Source organism: Spirulina subsalsa PCC 9445, assembly GCF_000314005.1.
Lineage (GTDB): Bacteria > Cyanobacteriota > Cyanobacteriia > Cyanobacteriales > Spirulinaceae > Spirulina_A > Spirulina_A subsalsa.
In genome coordinates, this window is sequence record NZ_JH980292.1 from 4,782,324 (window position 1) to 4,807,406 (window position 25,083).

The following is a 25,083-nucleotide window of genomic DNA, read 5'->3' on the forward strand; positions in this document are numbered from 1 at the left end:
CTAAAAAGCCTAATACTTGCCCAGCAAGTTCTCCATTACTGGTCACAAAAACATTCCGACACCCCAGAACTTGAGTCATTGCTTCCTTAGCATCCGCCAAAGTAGCATTAATACCCACCCTGGCAAACGGCACATAATTCTACAACTTTACGCTCTAATGTTTCTAAAGGATCTGCTCCTCGTTTTAAACTTAGTTCTAGGTCGAGGAAGAGGGGAAGGGCAGCTAAGAGTTTGTCAGAGGAGAGGGATTGCACTTCTTTACGCAGGAAATAAATACGTTTAGGGTTGCTAATATCGGCGGCTGAAGCGATCGCCTTTTCATCTCGTTCTCCACTTTCCATCATCAATTTTACAATTAACCAGGTGCGAAACTGCCCGATTAAGGTGGCGACAATGCGCAAAGCGGGTTCATTGCGGTTGAGTAAATCACTCACTAACCCTAACGCTTGGGGGGTTTTGCCATCTCGAATGGCGGCGGCGAGTTGTAGACTATTTTGGGTATTAGCCACCACTAAACGGGCGATCGCACTTTCATCAAGGGGGCGAGGATTTCCTTCACTGTACAGACGGAGTTTTTCCAATTCCCCATAGAGGAAACGGGTATCATTCCCCACAGACTCCGCTAAGACTTGAACTGCTTTTGGGGTGAGTCGCAGACCTTTTTCCTGTACCTGTTGGCGCACTTTTTTCAGGATAGCATCAGTATTCCAAGGGGGAATGAGGGAAAATTCCCGGATGTCAGCGTGTTTTTGTAGGAGTTTAGTGGCCTTGTTGCGACCGTCGGGTTTTTTGCGGCAGGAAAACAACAAAGTAGAAGTCGGGGGAAGATTAGGCAGAGTGCGCTGAAGTTCTTGCAGTAAGCTATCCGAACATTGTTGAAAGAGGGTCGTTTCCTCCAACCAAACCAAACGCCCCCCCATGCCGAAAGGTGGTGTCATGGCTTGATTTAGGGCTTGGATGACCGGATCGGGACTCTCCCCCGGAATTTGATCCAAGTTGAACTGAATCCAGTTTGGATCAAGGACAGCCTTTTTTAAGGCCGCGATCGCCTCATTCATGGCAAAATCATCCTCACCCCAAAACAAATACACGCTCATGATTATGAAAAAAATTTACAAAACTTTTTAATTGCAACCGAAAAACCTACAATCAATTAGAACAAGTCGGAGGCGATTCAGATTGGACGAAACTTATCAAGCATACCTTAACCGCGTAGCCAAGTTGACGTTACCTGCCAGTTATCAAAGTCAACTCCAAACCATCCAGAAGTCTCCCAAATTCCAGGGGGGGCAGGCTATTCCCTTTCCGGGTTATACCATCAATAGTCCAGCTTGCCCTGAAGATCCGGTCAATCACGGGTTTTATGCTCAACTGAGACAAGATCAGGCGGAATTGGTCGCCAAATTGGGGGATTTAGTCATTCCAGTGCCTCCCGATAGTTTCCATTTGACCTTAGCGGATTTGATTTGGGATGGGGCTTATGAGGATGCGGTGTCCCAAGATAGAGAGTATGAACAAAAACTGTGCGATCGCATTGACCACAGTTTCCAACAATATCAAGACCATCTCACCGATACCACCCCCCTCACCTTTCAACTGGTCGGGGTCATCATGCGACCTCGGGCCATTGCCGTGGGACTGATCCCCCAAAACGAAACCTCCCACGAAAAACTTAGGGCTCTGCGACGTTCCCTTTATCAAAATGCCGAACTGATTGGGTTAGGCATTGAACAGCAATATCGCTTTACCGCCCATATTACCCTCTGTTACTTTAACGAGATTCCCCCCAGCCTTGATCGCGATCGCCTGTGTGAGATCCTCGTCAACTTTAACGACCGTTGGATTGGCACAGATCCCCAAGTGTTCGCCTTAGAACAAGCGGAATTACAACACTTTGAGGATATGACCCGTTATTCCCGTAAACCCCACTTCCCCACAGTTAAGCTTTGAGTTTACACCGCCCTATCTTGTGAGAACGTTTCGCCAAGATCACCCTAGAAATTGGCGAACATTCTTTTTCCACAACCGAATAGGTCAACATTGGAATAAATACTGCCATGACGAGTCCATCTTCACCCTCTTATGTACCTTCAGGACGGATTTACTTATTACTCGCCATTCTCATCTTTGGCATCGCCAATGCTGTCACCCGGAAATTAACAGAATTAGGGGCAGCCCATTTGATCGATGGTCGTAATCCCATCTCCTTCTGTAACGTCCTCTTTGCCGGGAATTTATGCGCCCTGATCTTGTTAGGAACTATCTATCAAAGACAATGGCGACCTCACACCTTCCAGCAGTTGAACCCGAAACAATGGCTAGCAATGATCGCAGTTGCAATTTTAGGGGCTGCGATCGCACCCACCTTAATTTTCACCGCCCTTTCCTTGACCAGCGTCAATAATGTGATCTTAATTGGTCGCGTAGAACCGCCCTTAATCTTAGCTTTATCCGTCTGGCTATTACGAGAACGGGTTAATGCTTGGGTTCTTGGAGGGGCTTGTCTTTCCTTCCTTGGTGTTGCTCTAACTATTCTCCTGCCAACTCCAGAACCCGATCAAGCCATGATGAATATGGGGCTTAGGATTGGACGAGGGGAATTCTTGACAGCCATTGCCGCCATTACCCTGGCCATTTCCACCATCATCAGCAAAGTCAGCCTGAAACAAATTCCCCTCGGCTTCTTCAGTAGCTTTAGAATGCTCATCGGCACCCTGATCTTTTTTAGTACAACAGTCCTTCTATATGGTCCAATACATTTTAGGGATCTAACCGTCCCTGTCTTGTGGCAGTGGATGCTCCTCTATGGGGCTGTGATTGTCGTCGGGGGGCAGCTTTGTTGGTTTAATGGTCTCAAACGTAGTACCGCCAGCGAAGTTTCCTTAGCCAGTTCCTTTAACCCAATTGCCGGAGTTCTAGCCGCCTACTTTATCTTGGGAGAAACCCCGACAATCGCTCAATATATTGGCGGGAGTGTGATTCTAGTCGGTATCATTTTGAATCAAATCGGAGTTCAGAAGCTCAACATCATCATCCCCCAACAACAACCTAGTGACAAAGAGATAACAGAAACCATTGGTTTTAAAGGCTTGTAGTCCAAAATACTAATAGAATTGATTCCCTAAAAGCTAGTCTCTTGACCCCAAAGCAAGATATTATAGCTAGGCGGTATGTTAAATTTTGATGACAGTCCCTTCAGAACTTGACCTTTTCACGCTTCCAGATTGGGCAGGAGCATTCTTCTGCGTAAAGTGAATGAAGAATAACGAAACATACATTAATCATCCTACCTTTGGTTTGCTCTTTCAAGTGTGTCCCATTGAACAAAATCAAGAGTTGTTCACAACTCTTTACGCCCAGCGTTTATTCTTCCTCGTCACCCAAAGTCCAGAAGGGCTAATTTTTGACCCCATTGGGCGTTCCGATGCCCGTTTAATTGTTGAAAATCGTCTCCGTAAGCTGCGGCGCTTAAACGCCAGTGAAGATTACACCGCGCTAAATTTAATTTATCAGCGCACCTTCCATTAGCGTCCCCCTTATCCTCATGTCTAGTGCGATCGCCCAAAACCTCGCCCGCTTGCATCAAACCGTACCCCCCTCGGTGCGTCTGATTGCCGTCAGCAAAACCTTTCCCCCTGCCGCCATTCGGGAAGCTTACGCCACCGGAATCCGAGATTTTGGCGAAAGTCGCATTCAAGAAGCCATCCCCAAACAAGAAGCCCTACAAGACCTCACCGATATTCAATGGCACTTTATCGGCCACTTACAAACCAATAAAGCCCGTAAAGCCCTCCAACATTTCCACTGGATTCACACCTGCGACAGTCTCAAACTCGCCCAACGCCTCAACCAAATCGCCCCCGAATTGCCCCAGTCTCCCCAGATTCTGCTACAGGTGAAAATTCGCCCCGACCCCGATAAGTACGGCTGGACACCTGCCCAACTGCAAACCGACCTCGAAGCTTTAGATCATCTTAACGCCTTAAAGATTCAAGGTTTGATGACAATTTTGCCTCTAGGCTTAACTGAAGCCGAGACATTAAAAGCATTTGAGGATTTACAGGATTTGCGCGAGAATATTGGTCAGCAAACTTGGGTTAATCTCAAGATGGAGGAATTATCTATGGGGATGTCTGGGGATTATCCCTTAGCCATCCAAGGGGGAGCCACCATGATTCGTTTAGGACGGATTATTTTTGGGACCCGCGAAGCATCTCAGACCGAGAATCGCCTATCCTCCACCCACTAACCGAAACGGGACAATTCGACAAGTCCCTGTAGACAAGATGGGATAAAATACATCGAACAAGAGGAAAATTATACCTCCAGCCCCCGTTTCTTCGATGGAGATTGAATTCCCGTTGATATGCCGATTTTCCCCATCCGGGGCATTGAGCGGTCAGCCAGTAAAACGGGGCTTGTCTCGTACCCGTACCGGGTAAATTGATGAAGCCTACCCCGAGTCTTGGCAGTGCGACAGATGCGGAACAGATTAACGAACTCAATCCAGTATTAGGGAGTCAATAGTGAATAACATCTTTACCAAGCTAAGAGATTTTGTTGGTCTCAACGAATCCGAGGAATACGAGTATTATGAAGAAGATATGGACGGGAATGATTACCAGAATCTCTATCAACAGGAAAACCCCCCTGCGGTAGTAGAAGAAGAACGTCAACGCCCTAGACGGACGACGAGAGAACGTCCAACCGTAACTACACCTGAAACCAGTATGGGACCCACAACAACAGCGAGGAGCAACGTGATTGGAATGCCGGGAGCGAATGGGATATCTGAAGTGGTGGTCATTGAGCCCCGCTCGTTTGAAGAAATGCCCCAAGTGATTCAAGCCTTACGGGAACGGAAATCCGTCGTTTTAAATCTAACCGTCATTGACCCCGACGAAGCACAACGGGCTGTAGACTTCGTAGCAGGCGGCACCTACGCCATCGACGGCCATCAAGAACGCATCGGCGAGAGTATTTTCCTCTTCACCCCCAGTTGTGTCCAAGTTAGCACCCAATCCGGTGGAGTCCATGAAGTCCCCAACTCTCCCCTAAGTTCTGTTCGTCCCACCTCTCCCGGAGCCTCCGCTTGGGGCATGGATCCCGGTCGTATGGTGCAATAGTTGAGAGCCTAAAAAGCAGAAAAAGGAGAGAGCTAAAATTCTCTCCTTTTTTATTTGAGTTTTTATTTTAGTCGAAATTTTCATCAAGTGATACAATAGTATTTGGGGTCTGCTGAATAACACCAGATGCTAGGCTCAACAAGGGAACAGGGAACTCTTAACAGGGAACAGATCATCTAAAACTGGCACGATTGCCTATTCCCGACTCCCGACTCCCGATTCCCCGACTCTCGGACTTATTCAGCAAGCCCTATTTGTCAAACGCTATGCCTTAAACTCATGGTAGCTACCCCCGTTTCCTATCAAATCACTTGGGAGAAACTGCCCGACGACTACGTTTTACCGGATGATCCCGTGGATAATATTCAACAGCCCGCCTTAGCCTTTGCCCTCACTGAGAGTTTAGCCCGAGCAGGTCGTCTTTGGGCCCAAACCCTCGCCACAACTAATTACGGGATCTGTGCCACAGTCAACGGCAAAATCGTAGTTAAGGCTCCAGATTGGTGTTATGTTGCTCATATTTCCGTCCCGGTGGAGGACGTTCTACGCAGTTATACGCCCCAGTTACAAGGAGAGCGCCCTACTGTGGTGATGGAGTTCCTCTCTGATAACGATGGTCATGAATATTCTAATAAACCCACCTATCCTCCCGGAAAGTGGTTCTTTTATGAGCAAATTCTCCAAGTCCCCTACTATGTGATTTTTAACCCCTACAGCGGACAAATCGAAGTCTATCGCCTTGAATCAGAACGCTACACCCTACAAACGGCGAATAGTGAGGGACGTTATTGGATTGAACCGATGGGCTTGTTTATCGGGGTTTGGCAAGGTACAAGGGAAAACTTTAATGCTTATTGGTTGCGCTGGTGGGATGAAAGGGGAGAGTTGCTGTTATGGGGTGCAGAACAAATTGAACAAGAACGAGAACGGGCCCAACAGGAACGAGAACGGGCTGAACGTTTAGCGGCACGCTTGAGGGCGTTGGGGGTGGATTTGGAGGAGGATTGAACGGGGGCAGGGGAGGCGGTAAAATTTTGATTCTGCCTGGGTTGGGTGGTGATTAACGGCTGGTTAACTGTCTCCCCACTCTCAGGTTTTGATAATTTATTCTTAATTATTATGGCGATTCGGTTTGGTTTAATTGGTGGGGGTGTGATGGGGGAGGCGCTGCTCTCTCGTTTGTTGGTGCAAAAGGTCTATGCTCCCCATGAGGTGCTTGTGAGTGAACCTTCTGGGGAACGGCGGGATTTTTTGGCGACGACTTATCAAGTGGCTGTGACGGGGAATAATTTAGAGACTTTGGGGGCGACTGAGGGGTTGTTATTGGCGGTGAAGCCCCAAGTTTTAGAGCAGGTGGTGGAGGATTTACCCGAACAGGCGCGTTGTGGGTGTTCGGCGCTGGTTTTGTCAATTTTGGCCGGGGTGCCGTTGGCAAGGTTGGAAGGGGCTTTTCCCCAGCAGGCGGTGATTCGGGTGATGCCGAATACTCCGGCTATGGTGGGGGCTGGGATGACGGCGATCGCACCCGGAAGCAAAACCCATCCAGAACACCTTGCCCTCGCCGAGCAAATCTTCTCCGTCGTTGGGCAAGTGGTACAAGTGCCAGAAACTCAAATGGATGCCGTAACCGGATTATCCGGTTCTGGCCCCGCTTTTGTCGCCCTGATGATTGAGGCTCTGAGCGATGGCGGGGTAGCGGCCGGACTGTCTAGAGCTATTGCCCAAAAACTGGCCTTACAGACCGTTCTAGGCACCGCTCAGTTAATGCAGGAGAAGGGGCTACACCCGGCGGTATTAAAAGATCAAGTCACCAGTCCAGCCGGAACCACGATTGCTGGGGTGGCTCTGTTAGAATCCAAAGGCTTTCGTTCCGCCGTCATCGAAGCCGTTAAAGCCGCCTATACTCGTTCCCAAGAACTAGGGGGTTCGTAGTTGCGCTTCAGCGCGAATTTTGAGGGCTAAAACCCAACAACGAGCCAATCTGAAGCCCATCCGTTCGTAGTTGCGCTTCAGCGCGAATTTTGAGGGCTAAAGCCCAACAACGAGCCAGTAATAAAACTACAATTCTACAAAAGAACGAACGCTGAAAATTTCACTGGCTCGTAAAGAAGAAACAGCAGATTTTGGGACAATAATTGTATTAATTGATTCCCCCAAAGCGTTGAATATTTCCAGAACATAACCCTCCTCTCCACCTTGAGGATGAGGAATAATATCAATAAAAATGGCGATGTCCCCCTTTTTTAAATGATGTTCTGGTATATCTTGATTCAGGGCAACTCTTTGATACAGTTCAATCATGTTTCTTTTCCTTTTTTGGCTTTAATGTGATAAATTGAAATTGACTATCTTTAGCTCGTTGTAGCCAAATCGTTGTAACATTAATTGTTCCAGTTTCTCCTTCTAATTTACCTTCGATTCGGTAGAATGTGCCATATTCATTTTGGGTATCCTCAATCGCTTCTTGTGTTTTTACCAATTGGAGAAGGGCATTTTTCAACGCTTCCGAGTTCTCTTGAGTAAATCCTGCTTTTTGGAGGAATTTTGATTTGTCATCCTGTTCTCGAAAAACTAGGAGATATTGGGTTAATTTAGCATCAGGAATAATAACATTTTCTGGAAGCTGCATTTCAAGGATTAAAGATTTAATGTGAGTAGATAGTGAATCAGGTTCGTAGTTGCGCTTCAGCGCGAATTTTGAGGGCTAAAGCCCAACAACCAACCCTTCTTAGGACGGGTCAAATTGACTCCGAATTAAACGCTGAACAGCACTCACCGTCCGGTTTAACTCAAAATTACGCTGCTCAGGATTTTTCAAATAGGCCGCCTGTTCCTGCTCAATCATTTCTACATCTTGCACCACTAAACCATCTAGTAGCTTTTGGGCTGACCCAAATAAACTATCTTTAACAAACTTCCTAAATTTAATGGGTAATTTATGCAGTCGCCAGAACGCATTTAACGAGGTGAAATGGATTAAATAAGCACGGGTGCGGGTTTCATTCACCGGACAGAATAAACAGTAAATCTTGAAATCTTGCCCTAGGGTAGAATACCAGTGAGGATATTGATACGTCACCGTTAAAGGTTCAGGATGAAGACGACGTAAAGCGGGAAAAAACAGTTGAGAAATTGACCAAATTTTATCAATTTTGTAGTAACTTTGGGCTTCATAAAGTGCGGTGACGGTGCCAGGTTCTTCCGTTAAATTTTCCAATTTTGCCGATGCCCAAGCTTGATAATTATCATGTAAATGTCCATGATACATATCCATCAAGTTTTCAATTAAAAAGGAAAAGTGACCCGGACAGTCAATGACTGAAACTGTGGCAATGTAGTTAAGATGATCCCATTCAGGAACGCCCATTAATTCAACTTGGGTGGCATCTTGATCACCGGGAAACAGCCAGATAAAACCATCTTGTTCTTGGACAGGATAGGTTTTAATTTTGCACTGGGGGAGTTTTTGATTAGCGGCTAAATAGGGAACTTCGACACAATGGCCTTGCCCGTCAAATTGCCAGCCATGATAGACACACTCTAGATGATCTCCGGCTACTTTTCCGGTGCTTAATTGAACTTGACGGTGAGGACATCGGTCTTCGAGGGCTTGTACTTGCCCTTGGGTATCCCGATAAAGAACGATTTTTTGTTTCCACAAGGTAACACCTAGGGGCCCGGTGGTGACTTCTGGGCTGCGGGCGACAACATACCAATGGTTAGGATTAATCGGACAAGTCCGAAGGTGTGGAGTGGTTGCACTCGCGGGGGAGACTGAAATCATATCGGGATAAAATCAGGGTACTCCGTCATTGTGCCATAGTCGTTGGGGGAAATGATTCACCCTTCGGTGGTGACTAGACCCAATTTGAGGGCTTTAACGATGGCTTGGGTGCGACTTTTTACGCCCAGTTTCTCGAAAATGCGGGTGAGATGAGCTTTTACGGTGGCGACGGTGATGTAAAGTTGTTGAGCGATTTTATCGTTGGAAACCCCTTCCACAAGTAGGTTTAGCACTTCTTGTTCTCGCTCGGAAAGGTGAATGCTGGGGGTTTGGGGTAAGGAGCGCCCTCCGTAAAAATGGAAGAGTCGGAAAAAGGAGGTGGCGACTTCGGGGCCGAGATAAATTTGTTGGTTGAGGATGGTTAAGAGGGCGGGTAAAAGTTGATCAGCGACTCGATCTTTTAGGACATATCCGGCGGCCCCGGTTTGCATGGCACGAAAGATGATCTGTTCTTCTCGATGACCGGATAAGACTAGCACTTTGCCTGTGTAGTGGTGATTGGCTAGGTCGCGTAAGGTGTTGATGCCGTCTTCTTGTCCGGGGGATAATTCCATGTCGAGGATGGTGATGGTGGGGTTTTGTTCAAGGGCGACATGAATGGCTTGTTGGGAGGTTCCGGCTTCTCCGACGACTAAAAACTGGGTTTTTCCAGAGTTATTATAAAAGTCTAAAAGGGTGCGTAGTCCTTGGCGAAAGGGCTGATTGTCGTCTACTAAGAGGAGGGAAATGGTTGGGGGTAGAGTGGGAGAATAATCGGCATGGGTTGGGGGAGGATTGAGTGTGGAAACCATCGATTTTAAAATCCTGAAATGTTAATTTTTTTGACTTAAGTTTAAAAAACTTAAGTTTTCTTAAAGTTAAGTTTCTTGACTTAGTGGGTTGAGCGATGGTGTAGGGGTAAAACAAAGGAAAATTGCGCCCCTCCGTCGGCTAAATTGCTTGCCCACAGTCGCCCTTGGTGATCGAGAATGATTTTCTGTGCGATCGCCAATCCTAAACCTTGTCCTCCAGCACGACGAGAATAAAAGGGCTGAAACACACGGTTGACCTCATCTGGACTAAGACCACAACCGCGATCTCGAATTTCAATTAAGACCTCATTTTGAAAAACCTGCCAGTTGCACGTGATAATTTCTTCAACGGGACTAAAATGAAGGGCATTGCTCAAGATATTATCAAAAACTTGTTTGATTTGCCACTGGTCAACGGGAATGATTACAGGTTGATCGGGGTAGTCTACCTCAATTTTTTTTTCTTCTAAAAGAAGATATAAACCTTGTAAACTATTGAGTAAAATGGTGCGTATATTATAAGGGGCAATTTGTAAATTAGCTTGTTGTCCACAATAGAGTAAATCGGTTAAGTGTTGGGTCAAATCTTGGACGGTATCCCGAATAACCATCGCTTGTTGACTCAAGCGAGACTCTTCAGTTAGTCCTAAGCGTAGGGTTTCGGCAGAAAGGGCAATTAATCCTAAAGGATTACGCAGTTGATGTTCTAGGCGCTGAATGACTTGTTCTAAAAGGTTAATTTTTGCTTTTTGTCTGGCTTCGGCTTGATAAAGGGCTAAGTAATAACTAATCAGTTTGCCCTGTTGTTGGAAGAGGGTAATTTGAGGAGGAGTTAAGGGGTTTTCTAATAACAACAGCAAGTATTCTAAATAGGGTTCTAAAGAGTTGAGGGGATAGACATAACCCCAGACTTCCTCACCGACTCCCTCAGTGGTGGGAATGGGGATAATATTCTCTGCAATTTGTCGCTTGGGCCAAGGATTTTCGGGACTATCGGGCAAGTCTAGGAATTCCTGAGTGAGGAGTTGCCGGGTGATGAATTCGCTTAACTCAGGATTGGGGGGGGTGGGATGGGTGACGGAAAGGCGATCGCCTGTTTGTGGGTCATGATAGACAAACAGACTACTAATAATGGGCAAGGAACGGGCTAATTGCTGCACCAAGAGGCAATAAACCCCTTGTAAATCAAAACTCGATGGGATAGACGTGAACTCATCTGGAGAAGCTGGACAATGGGGCGCAAAAGATGGCGATCGCCTCCCGGAACCTTGATTTGCATCAGAGGGATCCATGAATTCAAAGAGATTTTGTGTCATGTGCTACCAAGCTAAGTAATCATCCTAGAAGCATTTAGCTGAGAATGAATCGGCTTTCAGTATTTTTTTAGATTTTTGGCCAAATCATTTTTAGGCTACGGGCAGCATCATGACGTAAGTTAAAGATTCCGGATGTTTTTGACCAATGTTTCCACCCACCACAGCCCAGCAATAGAATGCCCCTGTTCATTCAAGGGGGGGCTATAACAAGCCATAACTCCTGTTTGGGGAATCACCCCTAAAACAAGGCCACTCACCCCAGATTTCAGGGGAATGCCCACTCGTTGAGCAAAATGGGGGGAGTCTTCATAAAGTCCACAGGTGAGCATAATCTCTAACACCTGCTCACAATCTTGAGGGGTTACAGTGGGGGGGGGTTGAAGTAACATCATCCCCAATTGACTGATATCTGCGATCGCACCAGAAAGACAACATACTTGTTGATAAGTGTCAAGAGCTAATTCTGGCTCTTGGAGATGCCCCGCTTGGGTTAGGATTTTGACTAACTTTAAATTGCGGAGATTGGGATGCGATCGCACCGAATCTAACACCCCCTCATCTAACCTTAACCCACAACCGGCCCCCTCATTTAACCACAAGCGAAAACGCTCGGTTCGTTCTGTGGCAGTATTTCCGGGCATCAAATCACATAAGGCGATCGCCCCACTATTCAACATCGGATTACGCGGAAACCCCCCATCCACCGCCAACTGTTCCCATGAATAGTAAGGTAGAGCCGATGGACTCATCCCCACCCGTCGCCCTAGAATTTCTTCCCCCACCTCCTGCAAAACATACAACAACACAAAAGGTTTAATGACACTCATCAACGGGAAACATAACGTTACATTACCAACCCGATAAACTTCCCCCCCCATTCCTTGAACACAGACAGCCCCCCCACCAGGATCTACCGCCGCCAACTGAGGAATATAAGTCGGTAAATTTCCATTCTGACTTAGTTTTAAGCCTTCATTGAGCCATTTTTGTAGTTGTTCAGTCGAGAGAAATAGAAAAGACAAGGGCTTTGAAAATTACAATCTTTGCAAAACGTTACTTATTATTCAGTTTACATTTCCCCATTCAGAAAAAATTGTTTTTTATAATACATAAATCCGTTTCTGTATATTTAACAACAAAACTTTAAACTAATTGAAAAACAGACTATGGACATCCCTCCTTTCGCATCTTGCCCTCTTATCCAAAGCTTTTGGCAGCGTCTCAAACCCGGAACATGGATTATATTAGAAGACCTAGCAAGTCCTTTTGCAGGAAATGAAGCCCTACTGCTCTGTCAAATATCTGAGCAAGAATGGTTAACTTGGGTACCCAATCATGGCGAATATCATTTAGTCTTTTGATGGAGATGTCTCCCAATGACATCGCCGGAATTCTGGAACTTGACCCTGCTGTTGTGCAACAAATCCTCAAATCTCCAGAGAATTAAGTCTAATCAACGATTCCTCTTGGGAAACAGTCTCTCCCCTTCTCATTATTCTCTCCCCCTCATGAAAACAGACACCATCTTCTACCGTATCTTCAAAGAACTGCCCAGCACCCTCTTTGACCTTCTAGGAGAATCCCCCACCCCCAATAATCCCTAACGTTTCGAGTCCATCGAAATCAAACAAACCGCCTTTCGCATTGATGGAGTCTTTCTCCCCCAAACCATCACCCCTCAAAGCCCCCTGTACTTCACCGAAGTCCAATTTCAAAAAGACCCCAACCTTTACGCCCGTTTATTTTCTGAACTCTTCCTTTATCTGCGCACCAATTACCCTCAAGCCCCGTGGCGTGCCGTTATCCTGTTTAGAAGTCCCAGCATAGAACCCACTCCAACAGAAAGATTGCCCTATGAACCTCTGCTCAATAGTCCTTGGGTGACTCGTCTTTACCTGAATAACTTGGGAGACGAGGAAACCCCACGGCTGAGTGTCAGAATTCTCCAGTTGCTGGTAGCCCAGAAAAAGCAAATCCGCCAACAAGTACAAAACTTAGTTAAACAAGTAGAACAGGAGATTACCAGTCAAGGGAATCGAGAACAAGTGTTAGATTTAATAGAAACGATTGTTTTATATAAATTGCCCCAGATTAGCCGTCAGGAGTTAGGAGAAATGTTTAGTGTAGAGAATTTGAAAAAGACTCGTTTTGCTCAGGAGATGAAACAAGAAGGTCGGGAAGAAGGTCGGGAAGAGATGAAACGACAACTCATTAACCGTTTAGCTGCCCGAGCCATGTCTCCCGATGACATCGCCGAAATTCTGGAACTTGACCCTGCTGTTGTGCAACAAATCCTCAAATCTCCAGAGAATTAAGTCTAATCAACGATTCCTCTCGGGAAACAGTCCCTCCCCTTCTCATTCTCTCCCCTGCCCCCCGTTCCCTGTTCCCTAGCCCAGTTATTCAGCAAGCCCGAACTAGCGGTTAAATTAAGCTCTCTTGTGAGATAAAACCCATTTCTCTGATAATGAAAACCTGTTCCCTATCTGAAAAATGCTGTGTCTGCTATTCCTTTCCTGAAGTGCCGGATTCTAGCCTATAGTTTCCTGAGTCTCACAACAGTCCTTTTAACCCGTTTACCCCTCAAGGCACAATCTAACGCTTCTGGGCTTAATCCTAGTTGGCAACGGATAGATTGTCCGTTTGTTGTCCCTCAAGGGGAAGCCGTTGATTGTGGGTGGTTAACGGTGCCGGAAAATCGACAAGTCCCTTCTAGTGCAGAGATTCAGGTTTTTTTTGCCCGGGTCTATAGCTATTCTAGCCGTCCGGCTCCGGATCCGGTGGTGATTTTAGGGGGAGGGCCCGGTCAGGGGATGAGTGATGGGATGAGTGCGGTCTGGCAGGGAATGCTAAGTTTAAGACGCGATCGCGATTTAATTATTATCGACCCGCGAGGTACAGGACAATCCCACCCTCCGTTAACGTGTGAGGAATTTAAACAGGATTATCCCCCAGAAGTGGAAGGGGGGAATGCCGCAGAATATCAATGGTTGGTGCAGCAAACCGTTGCTTGTCGCGATCGCCTTTTGCAGCAAAACATCGACTTGCAAGGATACACCACCACCCAAACCGCCTTAGATTTGCGGGATTTACGCCAAGCTCTAAATATTCCCCAATGGAATCTAATCGGAACCTCCTACGGAACCAAATTAGCCTTAGAAACCCTGCGTCAAGACCCCACAGGCATTAGAACCATTGTTTTTAACTCCATGATGACCCTTGGGGATGCTTGGAGTGTAGACACCCTGAGCTATACCCTACAGGCTTTTGAACAACTGCTGCGAGATTGTGAACGCCAACCCACTTGTCAAACGGCCTACCCCAATTTACGCCAAGCCTTCAGGGAATTACAAAAACGTTTGAACGAAACCCCCTTAACTCTCTCTTGGTATGACACCACCACCGGACAACTCCATCAAGAAAGCTTTACGTTTCAGGACATTGTTGATACCTTCATCTTTCACCTCAGCTTTATTGATACCTTAGAAAATCTTCCCTACTATATTCATCGCTTACATCAATTAATTAACGGCAAACGCAACCTGCGGGATGATGAAATTATGAGCATTTTTTCCTTCCCAGATTTTGGCATTAACGACGGGGTTTATTTCTCCGTCATGTGTCATGAAGTATATCCTTTATCAGCCTTTGATCAAACCCAAGCGTTCAGTCGTCAACATTCCCAATGGTTTAGACCGGAAGGGTTTTATATTCGCGAAAAACGTCAATGTCAAGCTTGGAATGTTCCTCCGGTTTCTCCTCAATTTACAGACCCGATCACTTCAGACATTCCCGTTCTCTTTCTTTCGGGCAATTATGATGTTTTAACCCCTCCGTTATGGACAGAAGAAATACGGCAAAATTTTCCTAATGCCAGCGTTATTCAAATTCCCTTTATGGGTCATGATGTCTTAAATAGTTCCCTTTGTGTCCAGTCTTTTGTTGCCGACTATATCAAAGATCCTCGCCACCGTTTAGAAACCCACTGTATTGTTCAACACGCTCCCCGTTTTGTCACGGAATAATCAACCCCCACTCACGGGAGGAATTAAAACCACCTCATCCCCATCTTGTAACACCGTTTCCGGGTCAACAAATTTGTAGTTAATGCCAAAACGGGTAACATTGCGCCATTGTTCTAACTCAGGATGTTCTGCCAACATCTGAGTTAAAATCCCATAAACAGGGGTATTTTCTGGGAAATCTTGCTCAATTTCTGATTGATTATTATAGGCTTCTTGATAGGCAGCAAATAGTTTAATTTTAACCCGAATCATGATTCACTATTTCCTAAATGTATTTCACTTTTCTATTCCCCACCCCAACGGATTTAATTTCCGGCTAAACGTTTGCCTTCCTCAGAAGTGCTGTAGCCTAAAAAGGCTTTGACCGCTTCACTGGGAGGGTTTTTATAGACATAAAACAGCGTCCGTTTATAGGGATAAGTGGCTGATTGGGGAGTAGTGCCGTCAATGGGTAAAACTTGGGCGGTTTGTTGGGTGGCAACTTGAGCATAGGTGGCATAACCAATGCCATTGTCACCGAGTTGACGAATTAATCCGGTGGTTTCGTCATTAATCAGGGTGGTAATATTGGGGGTTTTACCGAAAGATTGACCCTGCAAAACCATCTCTTTAAAGGCCTGATGGGTGCCGCTATGCTCGGGACGGTTAATGACTCGAATTTCGCTGTTTTGTCCCCCCACTTGGGACCAATTGGTGAGTTGTCCGGTGAAAATTTGCTGCACTTGTTGGGAGCTTAATCCAGTGCGCAGAGGGTTATTCACTCCAATAATAATGGCGATCGCATCTTCAGCCACCGGAACCGCCACCAAGTTCTGGGCTTGTTCTTGGGGGGTTAAAGGGCGGGACATGGCGGCGATGTCGATACTCCCCGCGAGAAGAGACGCTAGCCCCCGTTCGCTGCCCTTGGCCTGAACAGTGACAGACGTTCCCGCAAATTTTTCCTCAAAACCCTGTTTCAGGGCGACATTCACTTGAGCTAAACTGGTAGCCCCATCAAGGCGTAAAATGGTGCCACTGGGGACGGTGGTAGGTGCAGCAAAGGCCGGGGCTAGACTGGGGGATTGAGTGGGGTTAGAATCCCCCGCGAAGGGAGTATCTGAGGAACGGGTAAACCACCAGTACCCGCCCCCCACAATACCTGCGGTAATGACGAAAGAGAGAATCAGGGGGAGGGTTTCATTTTTGGTACTCATAAAACCTCATGGTAGGGGAACAAAATCATAACCAAATCCAGACCGAGAACCTGCCTCTACTTTAACCAATTGTACGGCTTGATTGCGATCGCCCGACGGTAAAAACCGAATATCCGCCGCCGCCCCAGAGGCTTGGAAATTGGCATTGCCCAGCGTTTGTTGTACCCCTTGGGGGGTGGGATTTTGTCGCAAGGCTCCAATCAAGGCAACCGTCGCATCGTAGGCCATCGCCGTGCGCCAGTTCACATCCGCCCGCCACAGTTGACGGGAACGAGTCACAAACCCCGCGTTCGGATCTGCGTCAATATGCCACGGCACAGCCAACACCATCCCCAGAGCATTATTTCCCCCTAACTGCAACAAACGGGGCGCATAGAGGCTATCTCCCGCCAATACAGGCAGATTGCGGCCATTTTCTTGGATCAGTTGCACCGCTTGATCCAACGTATTAAAGTTCGTGGCTAAAACCAACACCTGCGCCCCTTTACTGCGGGCATCTTGCAGGGCATTACGAGCATTAAAATTACTTGATACATCATATTCCCCGACTACATTTCCCCCACTGGAAAATAATTCTTTCGTGAACTCATTTTTGAGGGACTGACTGTAATCACTTTGACTATTAAAAAACACCGCCGCCTGTTGTTGGTTTAACTCACTGAGTTGATAACGCACCATTGCCTTAGCGGTAAAAGCATCACTGGGAACTGTGCGAAAAATATACTCACCCTTTTGGGCAAGAGTAACCGATGTGCTAGTGGGAGAGATCATCACCAGACCCGACTCCTGATAAATCCCCGCCGCCGCCTCGCTATTTTCGCTGCTGAAGTGACCCACCACCCCTAAAAGGCGTTCACGAGTAAAAGCTTGGGCGAGGTTACTTGCTCCTTGGGGGGTATTTTGATCATCACCAATGACCACCTTTAAGGGGGTGCCATTAATGCCGCCTTGGTCGTTGATTTCCTTTTGGGCTTGAGCGACTCCCCGGAGAATTTCCTGGGCGGCATCGAGGTTTCCGGTGATGGGAACCGCCACCCCAATGGTGGGAACATTTTGGTTGCCGATGCGGGCATTATTCAAATAAATCAGGGCTTCCGGGTCGTTAGGATTGTTTTGGAGATAGGCTTCCAAGCGACTCACAGCCGTTGAAAAATCATTTTGAGCGATCGCCTCCACCGCCGCCCGTTTCTCCGGTGCATCACGGGTCAAGAGTTTCCCCCCAGCACTGAGAGTCCCATCAGACCCCCGACCTCCCGTGAGGCTTGTATTTCCTCCCAAAAACCCCGCTTGATAGACCCACCATCCACCCCCTGCTAACAGCGCTCCGGTCACAACGAGGGAGATTAATAAGATTTTAGTTTCGTTTTTTTGAGTCATAATGGTTGCTCTTTATAAAATTAACTAGGGAATGGGGTTGAAATCTTGACCAAAGCCAGAACGAGTTCCGGGGACGACTTCCACCAATTGAACGGCTTGATTGCGATCGCCCGACGGCAAAAACCGAATCACCTCCGAAGCCCCCTCTGTCGTGAACCCCGAACGGCCTAAAGCTTCTTGTACCCCCGAGCGAGTAGGCGTTTCCCCTAATGCCGCCATCAAGGCAACAGTCGCATCATAGGCCATCGCCGTCCGCCAGTTCACCTCCGCCCGCCAGAGTTGCGCCGAAGTCCGAGTAAAAGGAGCATCGGGATGGGCTAAAATATGCCACGGCACCGCCACCACCATCCCCTGAGCATCCTGCGCCCCCACTTGTAGCAGTCGGGGATTATAGAGACTATCCCCCCCCAACAAAGGCAACTCTTGACGATTAAGTTGAACCACCCGTAACGCTTGGTCGAGCGTTGGGGTATTAGTCAGTAAAACCAGCACCTCGGCGCCCTGTTCTTTCGCCCCTCTCACCGCCTGACTGGGGTTAAAATCAGGGCGAGACACATCAAACTCCTGTAGAACACTGCCCCCACTGGTGAACAATTCCGTTGTAAACTGCCCCTTCAACGACAAACTATAATCACTCTGGCCGTTATAAAAAATCGCCGCCTGATTGAGATTTAAGGTCGTCAGTTGGTACTGAGCCAAGGCCTTAGCCGTAAACGCATCACTCGGGGCCGTGCGGAAGATATAATTCCCCGCTTGAGATAACGTAACAGAGGTGCTAGAGGGGGAAATCATCACTAAACCCTCCTGTTGATAAATCGCCGCCGCCGCTTGGCTCACATCACTACTAAAATGACCCACTACTCCTAAAATTTCCGGCCTTCTCACCAACGCATCAGCCACCCGTTGCGCCATCTCCGGGTTATTTTGATCATCGGCAATAATTACCTTGAGCGGTACCCCATTAATACCCCCCCGTTGGTTAATTTCCTGTTGCGCTTGAGCCACCCCCCGTAAAATTTCCTTCGCGGAATTCTCACTGCCTGTAATCGGCACAGCAACGGCGATAGGATAGGAACGACCTTGAGCAATGCGGGCATTATTGAGATAAATCAAGGCTTCCGGCTCATTGGGATTTTGTTGTAGAAAGGCTTCTAGAACTTGAACCGCTTGGCTATATTGACGATTAGCGATCAGTTCCACGGCCGACTGAAGCTCTACACTCCCGCCGAGTAATAATTGCTCCCCCCCACTCAACGCAACCATAGAACCAGAAGACCCAAGGGGTAACGTTCCGATGCCGTTGGGAGAAGCAAAGAAACCGCTCAAAACCCCCGACTCTCGCACCCACCAAACCCCCCCCACTAATACGGCACTGGTGAGCAGGAAGGCAATTAAAAGGGTTTTGGTTTCATTTTGTTTAGACATGATGCGCCGTGTTAGGGGTTCAGCCTCATTCTAAAAGATGTCTATTCCTTTTTGGTTTCTCCCGTTACAACACATTGGATAATAACTGATAAATCAGCCTAAAAATGGTGGTGATTAACACAATAACCGCCGCCATTAAAATCCCAAGCATCAACAGGGCAATCGGTACAGGCATCACGGCAAAAATTTCCGGGAAGCCAAAACCCTGCCAAGCAACCATCCCCCAAGTGATTAAGAAACTCAGCCCCCCTAAAATGGCCAGATCCCATTTTTCAATCAAGCGACGAATTTGGGCATAAATCAGCCCCCCCAAGGTGGCTCCCCATAGCCCCATACTAATGGCCGGATTGCCGAAAAACGTTAGCAGGGTGATATAAAGCAAGACCCCACTAAATCCGGTAAAGGCAGCACTGCCGAGAATTTCCAGAAGGGAAAAGGAGGACTTGGCAGGGGAGGGGGTGGGAGGGGGTGGGGGGGCAGGGGAAGGGGCCGGAGAACGGGTGGTAGGCGGCTGTACAACGTTGGGGGGAGGTGGGACAGGTTTGGGCGGGGGAGGGGCGGCTACAGGCTCTTGTAGGGCGTTTAGGACTTCTTGGGCGGATTGAAAGCGGGACTTAGGGCTAGCGAGTAACATCCGGTCGAGAACGTCGGCGAGGCGATCGCTCACTTGGGGGGCATGGGGTCGCCAATTCCAATCATTACTATAGGAATCATACAAGTCTTCGGGGGGTTTGCCTGTTAATAAGGTTAACGCCGTACAGGCCAGGGCATATAAATCCGTTGAGGGATAAACTTGCGCCCCCTGCATCTGTTCTGGGGGGGCAAAGCCCATAGAATAAATGCCTGTTGAGCGGCCTTGGGGTGTTGCTGCGCTGGCCGTCACCTGTTTCACCGCTCCAAAATCCAGTAAATAGAACTTACCCGCTTTACTGCGCATGATATTGGAGGGTTTAATATCCCGATGGATGGAATGGTGTTCATGGACAAACTTGAGAATGTGCAGAATGGCTTGCAGGATCTCGATGACTTCCGCTTCTGAATAGATGCTTTTCTGGGCTTGTTCTCGTTCTAGGTCTTCCCCGTCGATGTATTCTTGCACCAAATAGAAAAACTGTTCTTCCTTGTTTTGTCCTATACTCGGCACCATTAAGGGGAAAAAGGCGTAGGAGTCGGGAATTTGGGGATGAACGCCCAATTCTTCCAACACTTCGGCCTCCCGCTGAAATAAACCGAGGGCAATTTCTAATTGTTTGGGACTAGGATCTCCGGCGGGTTGGAATAACTTGACTACACATAACCGTAAACTGGTAGTGTAGCGATCGCGGGCGAGAAAGGCCGCCCCAAATCCCCCGCGCCCCAACAGACGGAAAGGAAGATAGCGCCCCCCTAAAATCAAGGGCATCCCACAGGTCATACAAAACTTTTGCTGGGTGGTTTTTAATGTGTTCTGATCATCAAGGTCTGGGAAAACATTGTTAGGTTTCGGGCAGCCGGGACGAGTACAGAGGATTTCCATAATATCTATGCAGAAGTGCCAGAGTGGGGACTTTTCAGCAAAATCACTACTGTCCCTCATCTTAGTCTATGGCAAGACTGGAAAGATGTTGTATTACCCAATCTTGACAAGTTAAGGGAACGGGGAACGGGGAATAGGGAGTCAGGAATCGGTGTAGGGGCGCAATGCTTGCGCCCTAGGGAGTCGGGAATCGGGAGTCCGGGAACTCTCCCCCCCTGTTCCCTGTTTCCTGTTCCCTGTTCCCTAAAATAAAAGAGTTTTGGCTATTCACTACCCACTATTCCCCTGCTCCCCTGCTCCCCTGCTCCCCGTTCCCTAGCCCAGTTAAAGGATTGTGCTACTGCAAACCCGGTTGTTCAACAAAAGACGAGTTGGGACTCTCAGGTTCTGCGACGGGACGAGAAGGGGTTAACTCCTCAATCGGTTCGGGGGAGATAAAGGTTGGGGTTGTGACCTCGGAGGGAGTAGGTTTAGGAGGATTCAGAATCCAGCCTCCGTTTTCTTCCTCGGGCTTTTGGGGTTTTTCCACCACGGGGGAGGTTAGAGAATCTTCTGTGATGATGGGGGGAGAGGGACGAGTGCTGGGGGTGCTTTGGCGTTCTTGTTCCACTTTGCGATCGCGGGCTTCCTTGGCAATCTGGAGAAAACGGGTTTTCCAATACTCATACTCACTGGGGTTAGTATTGGCGTGGGCGATCGCATCATCCCAACGACGTTCCGCTAAAGCCCGTCGTGCTGCCTCATAACGCCGTTCTAAAACCTGCCATTCCTGTTGCCATTGAGCCATCGTATTCTGGGCTTGACGGTAGGCCTCACTGCGACGAGAAATAGAACGCGCCAACTCAATCGCCCCCGATAAATCCCCATTTTGAAACCGTTCCTGCGCCCGACTTAAAATATCCCCTCCTGAGTCTGAAGCAGGTCTTTCTGGGGTAGGAGAAGCCACAGGAGGACTGGATGGCTCAGGAGAGGATTCCCGCGCCACAGGGGACGTAAAATCCTGATCACAGGTCACATATTGAGGCTGACTGGAAACCCACCCCTCCACCGGGTCATTAATTTGTACCCAATCATCCGCCTTGCGACCCGTGAGACTCAAGACCGTTCCCCGTTCCACCCCGCCGACGATTTGGCCATTGGGGCGATCGCGCACATTTAACCCATTCTCCACCAACACCGTACAAGTCGGCCGTCGTTCAAAAGACACCTCACGCCCCCCAAACCAATCCAACACCGGATTAGAACGCCGGGGTGCATTATTCGCCGTCCCCGATTGGGGCTGTAACCGATTGAGCGCAAAGGTTGCCCCAAACGCCACCGAAAACATCACCGCAAACACCGAACAAAACAGCAACAACAGAGGATTCGGCCCCTTTTTCCCCTTGGGAGTTGGAGTATATCCCCCTCGCGCCGTCTTAGGAGGAGACACCCGATGAACCGACATCTCCAACGGAGCCACAGCCAGCGTCGCCTGTTCCGACAACGGCGGCACCGTGGGAGGTGGAAGGGGAGCAAGAGCAGGCAATTGGGCGGTGGGAGCCGCCGTCACATGAAGATTAGAAACCACCGTCAGCACCTCAGCCGCCGACTGATAACGCTCCCGAAAATGATAGGCCACCAAACGCTCTAAAATCGCCCCCAAACCCGGACTACAACAATCCCGTTGCCAGACAATCTCCCCAGTTTGAGAATCATAATCAAACTGTTGAGGACTCACCCCCGTTAACGCCTGAATGGCAATCACCCCCACCGAATACAAATCACTGGCAAAACAAGGCTGGCCCCTGGCCTGTTCACTGGCCATATAGCCCGGCGTTCCTACAGAAACCGTATTCGCTGCCCCGTAAGGATTAAAAGCCACTTGAGAGCGAATCTGCTTCACCGCCCCAAAATCCACCAACACCAAACGCCTATCCCCATCCCGGCGCAAAATATTATCCGGTTTAACATCCCGGTGAATCACATTTTGACCATGAACAAAAGTCAACACCTCCAACAGTTCGCGCAACAGTTGGATCACTTTTCCCTCTTCCCAGCGTTGACCTTTCACCAACTCCTGAGTTAAAGGATGTCCTTCCACATAATCCTGAACTAAATAAAATTCTGCTTCTTGTTCAAAATAAGCCAATAATCGGGGAATTTGACTGTGCATCCCCAAACGTTCTAAAGTTTCTGCCTCTGTTGTGAAGAGTCGGCGCGCTGTGGTCAAAAATTGGGGATCTTGACTCACAGGATGTAACTGTTTCACCACACAAATGGGATGCCCGGGACGACGGGTATCGTGAGCGAGATAAGTTTGACCAAATCCACCCGCCGCTAGTGTTTGAATAATTTTATAACGCCCATCTAGTAGTTTTCCAATCATAAACCGATTGATTTAAGCTATTTTGACTTTATCTTGACATATCACCATCCGATTTTAAGGGGTATCGGTTAGGCAATTTACCCCTATTGCTTAATAAGTCCGAGAGTCGGGAGTCGGGAATCGGTGTAGGGGCGCAATGCTTGCGCCCTAGGGAATCGGGGGGAGGGGGAGAGAGGGAGACAAGGAATTAAGACTTATTAACTATTACCTCCCCCTTCCCGTTCCCTGTTCCCTAAAATAAAAGAGTTTTGGCTATTCACTAGCTACTATTCCCCTGCCCCCCTGCTCCCCTGCCCCCCTACTCCCAGCGACTAGCTCAAATTGTGGTCTTGTTCTTTTGCCCATTCCCTTCTACCCTAGACATTTCCCCTGAGTTTTAACCTTCACACCATGAAACCCAAATTCCGCACAACTCAAGACTGGGAACAAGCTCAACTGCTCATGCAGCCCATCTTAATCCGCGTGGTGGACAACCTCCGCAAGCAACTGGACAGCTTTCCGGGCAAAAGTCATTATGAAGAGGTCGAAACCCCCTATCCCGGCCATCAACTCTGTCTGACCCATGAGAATAAAATAGTACGAGTAAACCTATGGGAACTCTGCTTTCAGGTTTGTTTTATTCAGTACGAGGTTACTGATTCAACAGAAGAAAAGCTAGTGGAAATTGATACCCGTTTATTAGACGAAAACGGAGAGGTAGATTGGGAGATTTTGGATGATAAAGTGCAGCAGGTGATCGGCAATTTTTTTAGAAATTTGCTATGGTGATCTGCTGATGTAGCGATTTAACTACGCCGCCTGTGAGTTCTAAGCATTTGCCTGAAACCATTGCTCATGTCCGGATTACGGGGCAGTCTTGGCAACAAGGAAAAATTGAGGGGGAAGTGAGCGCCGCTTCCTATGAGTGGGAGTTTCAATGGCATTTTCGTCAGGGTATCTTAATCATTCAACCTTCTCTCGGACGGGCTTTAATTCTAGAACCCCTCAGTCGTTTTCTGGAGCGTTCAGATTATCAATTGGAGCCAGGGAGTGATTATGAGTTTACGGTGCGAGCCTTGTTTTGATAGCTGGGAATTCCCCATGCCCCAACCTTAACAAGTTGGGCTTGTGTGCATTTTGTCAAGTCCCAAGGGATAGGAGGTTGTAAAGAAGGGGGAACTCAGAGCAAGCCCTGAGTTAAACTAAAGGGAGAACCTTCCGGGGTCGTAACCCTACGGTTTGGTTGTTCTTGGCAGTCTATCCTTCCTTAGCGATTCACTGGGAATTCCCTATGTTTTTGTCCACAAATTTATTGATTGATCATCTTGTTACGCAACTGAACCGGGGTTATCATCGGACTTACGGGGGCTGGAAGTCGGAGTATTCTGAGATTATTTCTTGGGCGGCGGGAATGGCTTTAGAAAATATTGCCAATAGTGACGCGCTGTATCATAACGTGGAACATACTATTTTTGTCACGTTGGTGGGTCAAGAAATCTTACGGGGAAAGCATATTAAGGAGGGGGGGGCGACTCCGGAGGATTGGCTGCATTTTCATATTTCCCTGTTGTGCCATGATATTGGGTATGTGAAGGGAGTTTGTCGGCGCGATCGCCCTAAGTCCAATCTCTACGCGACTGGGGTAGACGAACAAATGATTGAACTGCCCCCGGGGGCGAGTGATGCGGCGTTAGCCCCCTATCATGTAGATCGGGGCAAATCTTTTGTCATGGAGCGTTTTCGCGGTCATAAGTTAATTGATGCGGAAATTCTCAAGGAAAATATTGAGTTAACTCGGTTTCCGGTGCCGGCGGATGAAGATCATAAAAATACGGAGAATTACCCCGGTTTAGTGCGGGCGGCGGATTTAATCGGCCAGTTAAGTGATCCTCGGTATTTACAAAAAATTCCGGCTTTGTTTTATGAGTTCGAGGAAATTGGGACAAACAAGTTTTTAGGCTATCAGTCGCCGGGGGATTTGCGGGCGAATTATCCTAGTTTTTATTGGAAAGCGGTTTATCCTTATATTCAAACGGGGTTAAAGTATCTGAATTTAACCCAAGCCGGAAAACAGGTGATTGCCAATCTATACGCGACGGTGTTCCAAGTTGAACATGAGGAAGATCCGAGAGTGGAGAGGGTTTTAGCCTCCTAAAAGTGTTTCGTTTTCTCGTTTTTATCCAGGT

General features: G+C 47.9%; 25 protein-coding genes and 1 pseudogene. 13 read left to right on the forward strand and 13 right to left on the reverse strand.

From position 1 onward, the window contains the following. Positions 1 to 107: 107 nt before the first annotated feature. Positions 108 to 1,097, reverse strand: a complete 990-nt coding sequence (gene holA / locus SPI9445_RS0121825) for a DNA polymerase III subunit delta (RefSeq protein WP_017306920.1) — start codon at positions 1,095 to 1,097, stop codon at positions 108 to 110. A gap of 82 nt (positions 1,098 to 1,179) precedes the next feature. Here holA and SPI9445_RS0121830 point away from each other — a divergent pair, with 82 nt between their 5' ends. The 7 genes from SPI9445_RS0121830 (at position 1,180) to proC (ending at position 7,058) form a co-directional block, all read left to right on the forward strand. Further along, positions 1,180 to 1,950, forward strand: a complete 771-nt coding sequence (locus SPI9445_RS0121830) for a 2'-5' RNA ligase family protein (RefSeq protein ID WP_017306921.1) — start codon at positions 1,180 to 1,182, stop codon at positions 1,948 to 1,950. A gap of 107 nt (positions 1,951 to 2,057) precedes the next feature. Then, on the forward strand, positions 2,058 to 3,095 hold the full coding sequence (locus SPI9445_RS0121835; RefSeq protein WP_017306922.1) for a DMT family transporter: 1,038 nt from the start codon (positions 2,058 to 2,060) through the stop codon (positions 3,093 to 3,095). Between the two features lie 160 nt (positions 3,096 to 3,255). Next, positions 3,256 to 3,528 (forward strand): transcriptional coactivator PipX, encoded by a 273-nt coding sequence (pipX, locus tag SPI9445_RS0121840; protein ID WP_017306923.1) that lies wholly within the window; start codon positions 3,256 to 3,258, stop codon positions 3,526 to 3,528. 16 nt (positions 3,529 to 3,544) lie between these two features. Further along, positions 3,545 to 4,249, forward strand: coding sequence for a YggS family pyridoxal phosphate-dependent enzyme (locus tag SPI9445_RS26570; protein WP_017306924.1), 705 nt, complete (start codon positions 3,545 to 3,547; stop codon positions 4,247 to 4,249). A 277-nt stretch (positions 4,250 to 4,526) separates the two neighbouring features. Further along, positions 4,527 to 5,126: a cell division protein SepF gene (locus SPI9445_RS0121850; protein ID WP_026080005.1), complete on the forward strand. Its 600-nt coding sequence runs from the start codon at positions 4,527 to 4,529 to the stop codon at positions 5,124 to 5,126. A 279-nt stretch (positions 5,127 to 5,405) separates the two neighbouring features. After that, the gene (locus tag SPI9445_RS0121855; protein ID WP_017306926.1) at positions 5,406 to 6,134 is read left to right on the forward strand and encodes a Uma2 family endonuclease; all 729 of its coding nucleotides are present in this window, start codon (positions 5,406 to 5,408) and stop codon (positions 6,132 to 6,134) included. 111 nt (positions 6,135 to 6,245) lie between these two features. Then, positions 6,246 to 7,058, forward strand: coding sequence for a pyrroline-5-carboxylate reductase (gene proC / locus SPI9445_RS0121860; RefSeq protein ID WP_026080006.1), 813 nt, complete (start codon positions 6,246 to 6,248; stop codon positions 7,056 to 7,058). 126 nt (positions 7,059 to 7,184) lie between these two features. Here the strand turns inward: proC and SPI9445_RS0121865 are convergent, their stop codons facing one another. The 6 genes from SPI9445_RS0121865 to SPI9445_RS0121890 all read right to left on the reverse strand — a co-directional run bounded on the left by SPI9445_RS0121865 (position 7,185) and on the right by SPI9445_RS0121890 (position 12,039). Continuing rightward, a complete protein-coding gene (locus tag SPI9445_RS0121865; RefSeq protein WP_017306928.1) occupies positions 7,185 to 7,427 on the reverse strand; it encodes a DUF4926 domain-containing protein in 243 nt (80 codons plus the stop codon). Then, positions 7,420 to 7,755, reverse strand: coding sequence for a DUF6883 domain-containing protein (locus SPI9445_RS0121870; RefSeq protein ID WP_017306929.1), 336 nt, complete (start codon positions 7,753 to 7,755; stop codon positions 7,420 to 7,422). Before SPI9445_RS0121870 ends, SPI9445_RS0121865 begins: the two co-directional genes overlap by 8 nt. Positions 7,756 to 7,854: 99 nt before the next feature. After that, positions 7,855 to 8,910: an aromatic ring-hydroxylating dioxygenase subunit alpha gene (locus SPI9445_RS0121875; protein WP_017306930.1), complete on the reverse strand. Its 1,056-nt coding sequence runs from the start codon at positions 8,908 to 8,910 to the stop codon at positions 7,855 to 7,857. Positions 8,911 to 8,966: 56 nt separating this feature from the next. Next, positions 8,967 to 9,701: a LuxR C-terminal-related transcriptional regulator gene (locus tag SPI9445_RS0121880; RefSeq protein ID WP_017306931.1), complete on the reverse strand. Its 735-nt coding sequence runs from the start codon at positions 9,699 to 9,701 to the stop codon at positions 8,967 to 8,969. A gap of 80 nt (positions 9,702 to 9,781) precedes the next feature. Then, positions 9,782 to 10,993, reverse strand: coding sequence for a sensor histidine kinase (locus SPI9445_RS26575; RefSeq protein WP_164674576.1), 1,212 nt, complete (start codon positions 10,991 to 10,993; stop codon positions 9,782 to 9,784). A 143-nt stretch (positions 10,994 to 11,136) separates the two neighbouring features. Next, positions 11,137 to 12,039 (reverse strand): glutaminase, encoded by a 903-nt coding sequence (locus tag SPI9445_RS0121890; RefSeq protein WP_017306933.1) that lies wholly within the window; start codon positions 12,037 to 12,039, stop codon positions 11,137 to 11,139. A 144-nt stretch (positions 12,040 to 12,183) separates the two neighbouring features. Between SPI9445_RS0121890 and SPI9445_RS0121895 the strand changes: the two genes are divergently transcribed. The 3 genes and pseudogenes from SPI9445_RS0121895 (at position 12,184) to SPI9445_RS0121910 (ending at position 15,042) form a co-directional block, all read left to right on the forward strand. Beyond that, positions 12,184 to 12,378 carry a hypothetical protein gene (locus SPI9445_RS0121895; RefSeq protein ID WP_017306934.1) on the forward strand — a complete coding sequence of 65 codons (195 nt, stop codon included), beginning with the start codon at positions 12,184 to 12,186 and terminating at the stop codon, positions 12,376 to 12,378. A 147-nt stretch (positions 12,379 to 12,525) separates the two neighbouring features. Continuing rightward, a pseudogene (locus tag SPI9445_RS27150) lies at positions 12,526 to 13,332 on the forward strand (Rpn family recombination-promoting nuclease/putative transposase). Between the two features lie 183 nt (positions 13,333 to 13,515). After that, on the forward strand, positions 13,516 to 15,042 hold the full coding sequence (locus tag SPI9445_RS0121910) for an alpha/beta fold hydrolase (RefSeq protein WP_017306937.1): 1,527 nt from the start codon (positions 13,516 to 13,518) through the stop codon (positions 15,040 to 15,042). On the opposite strand, the gene SPI9445_RS0121915 is transcribed toward SPI9445_RS0121910, so the two are convergent. The 6 genes from SPI9445_RS0121915 to SPI9445_RS26585 form a co-directional block, all read right to left on the reverse strand. Continuing rightward, a complete protein-coding gene (locus SPI9445_RS0121915; RefSeq protein ID WP_017306938.1) occupies positions 15,043 to 15,294 on the reverse strand; it encodes a MoaD/ThiS family protein in 252 nt (83 codons plus the stop codon). Between the two features lie 53 nt (positions 15,295 to 15,347). Then, complete coding sequence (locus tag SPI9445_RS0121920; RefSeq protein ID WP_017306939.1) at positions 15,348 to 16,235, reverse strand: phosphate ABC transporter substrate-binding protein; 888 nt, start codon at positions 16,233 to 16,235, stop codon at positions 15,348 to 15,350. Between the two features lie 6 nt (positions 16,236 to 16,241). Beyond that, positions 16,242 to 17,612, reverse strand: coding sequence for an ABC transporter substrate-binding protein (locus tag SPI9445_RS0121925; protein WP_017306940.1), 1,371 nt, complete (start codon positions 17,610 to 17,612; stop codon positions 16,242 to 16,244). A 24-nt stretch (positions 17,613 to 17,636) separates the two neighbouring features. Continuing rightward, the gene (locus SPI9445_RS0121930; protein WP_017306941.1) at positions 17,637 to 19,037 is read right to left on the reverse strand and encodes an ABC transporter substrate-binding protein; all 1,401 of its coding nucleotides are present in this window, start codon (positions 19,035 to 19,037) and stop codon (positions 17,637 to 17,639) included. Positions 19,038 to 19,101: 64 nt separating this feature from the next. Next, on the reverse strand, positions 19,102 to 20,553 hold the full coding sequence (locus tag SPI9445_RS0121935; RefSeq protein ID WP_017306942.1) for a serine/threonine-protein kinase: 1,452 nt from the start codon (positions 20,551 to 20,553) through the stop codon (positions 19,102 to 19,104). Positions 20,554 to 20,890: 337 nt separating this feature from the next. Further along, positions 20,891 to 22,918: a serine/threonine protein kinase gene (locus SPI9445_RS26585; protein WP_017306943.1), complete on the reverse strand. Its 2,028-nt coding sequence runs from the start codon at positions 22,916 to 22,918 to the stop codon at positions 20,891 to 20,893. Positions 22,919 to 23,308: 390 nt separating this feature from the next. On the opposite strand from SPI9445_RS26585, the gene SPI9445_RS0121945 reads away from it, so the two are divergent. From SPI9445_RS0121945 to SPI9445_RS0121955, 3 genes are all read left to right on the forward strand, one after another. Further along, complete coding sequence (locus SPI9445_RS0121945; RefSeq protein WP_017306944.1) at positions 23,309 to 23,686, forward strand: hypothetical protein; 378 nt, start codon at positions 23,309 to 23,311, stop codon at positions 23,684 to 23,686. A gap of 32 nt (positions 23,687 to 23,718) precedes the next feature. Beyond that, on the forward strand, positions 23,719 to 23,982 hold the full coding sequence (locus SPI9445_RS0121950) for a DUF3146 family protein (protein ID WP_026080007.1): 264 nt from the start codon (positions 23,719 to 23,721) through the stop codon (positions 23,980 to 23,982). Between the two features lie 206 nt (positions 23,983 to 24,188). Beyond that, the gene (locus SPI9445_RS0121955; RefSeq protein WP_017306946.1) at positions 24,189 to 25,052 is read left to right on the forward strand and encodes an Npun_R2479 family HD domain-containing metalloprotein; all 864 of its coding nucleotides are present in this window, start codon (positions 24,189 to 24,191) and stop codon (positions 25,050 to 25,052) included. Positions 25,053 to 25,083: the final 31 nt, after the last annotated feature.